Here is a 1,805-nt window from a genome sequence, read left to right as displayed (position 1 = left end):
CCAATGGAAAGCTGGACCGTCGTGCTTTACCACCGGTATCAGGTTTGATCACATCAGTGCGTGCATATGTAGCACCGCGTAACGATACCGAACAAACCATAGCCGTTATCTGGCAGGAGTTGCTGGGAGTAGAACAGGTAGGTGTCTATGATAACTTCTTTGAACTGGGAGGACATTCACTAATGATCATGAAGTTCATATCGAAGGTCAAATTGGAGTTCGGCATAAGTATGCCGGTTAAGTATTTATACGAATTAACAGATATAGCCGGGATTGCAGAGCTGATAGATATGCAGCTTGCAAGCAGGCACGATAATATTTCAGAGGAATATCACGAAATAACCATTTAAACCCCCGGACTGGTTTATGTATAGTGCCAACACCAGATCATTCATCAGAGAGCTGAGAGATAAAAATATCCTGATAACGCTATCCGGAACAGAGCTAAAGATCAGGACAAGATCAGCCGGTAACATTAGCAAAGATTTGCTTGAGCATATTCGTGAACGTAAACAGGAGTTGATAGAATATCTGAAGTATTATAATCTCGATCTGCCGGATAAAGAACACGCTATAACAATAAAACGTGAAGAACGTCCTGCACATATACCGTTGTCGTATTCACAGGAACGTTTATGGTTCATCGATCAGCTGGAAGGAAGTACTCATTATCATATCCCTGCTGTGCTTCGTGTACGTGGTCGGTTGGATGTATTGCGACTGCAACACGCGTTCCGGCAGGTGCTGTCCCGTCATGAAGTATTACGCAGCGTCATGCTGGAAGTAGAAGGCACTGCTTGCCAGCAGGTATTATCAGACAGTGGCTGGTCACTTGGCTACCGCCGTATTGAAGGCGCTTGCCAGGGAAGTGGTCATGTGGCAGTACAGGAGTTCGTAGATCGTCCATTCAACTTGACTTCAGATTACATGCTGCGCGCCGAGCTGCAAGAGTATGCGAATGAAGAACAATTGCTGGTGGTGGTACTACATCATATAGCAGCAGATGGTTGGTCTATGCCACTGCTCGTGCAGGAACTGGTGCAGTTGTATAAAGGCAAACAAGATCATCTGCCTGCATTGAGCGTTCAATATGCAGACTATGCCTTATGGGAACGCCGTCACCTTAACGGGCCGTTGCTGGAAGAAGGGCTGGCCTATTGGCAGTCGCAGTTATCCGGAGCCGGAGTACTGGAACTTCCATCCGATCGTTCCCGCAGTGCTTCTACAGGTCATGCCGGTAGCCGTTGTTACAGTGAGCTGGATGGGGAGCTGCTGTCCGGATTGGAGCAACTGAGCAGCCAGGAAGGTGTAACACTGTACATGACCTTACTGAGTGCATTTAAGGTGCTTTTGTACCGTTACAGTGGTCAGAGCGATATTAGTGTAGGAAGTCCAGTCGCTAATCGCAATCATCATGAGATAGAAAAGCTGATCGGCTTTTTTGTAAATACTGTTGTCTTACGCACGGAGTTGTCCGGAGAGGAGTCTTTCCGTAGTCTGTTAAGTCGTGTCCGTCAGCTTACCATAGATGCTTATCACTATCAGCATATACCATTTGAGAAGGTGGTTGTGCAGCAAGGGTTGTCCGCAGGCGGCAGCCGTAATCCTCTATTCCAGGTGATGTTCGTCTTGCAGCACGAACCCGCACAACAGCAACTGGTATTATCAGAAGATGCGGTATTGTCTTATGAGTCGGTCGTATCAGAGACCTCCAAATTTGATCTGACACTGGAGGCCCGTATAACTGACGGGGGGCTGAAGCTTGTTATAGAATACAATACAGACCTGTTTGATGCAGCACGAAT

The 1,805-nt window shown here is 47.1% G+C and carries 2 protein-coding genes; both read left to right on the top strand.

The annotated features are described in order from the left end of the window. A partial coding sequence (locus C7475_RS32670) for a phosphopantetheine-binding protein (protein WP_146217734.1) occupies window positions 1-350 on the top strand: 350 nt, incomplete at its 5' end. A gap of 16 nt (window positions 351-366) precedes the next feature. Beyond that, a partial coding sequence (locus tag C7475_RS32665) for a condensation domain-containing protein (protein WP_233260049.1) occupies window positions 367-1,805 on the top strand: 1,439 nt, incomplete at its 3' end.

The sequence above is a fragment of the Chitinophaga sp. S165 genome, assembly GCF_003182155.1.
Taxonomy (GTDB): domain Bacteria; phylum Bacteroidota; class Bacteroidia; order Chitinophagales; family Chitinophagaceae; genus Chitinophaga.
Note: the sequence above shows the minus strand (reverse complement) of the source record. Positions and strands in the feature narration are given on the sequence as shown.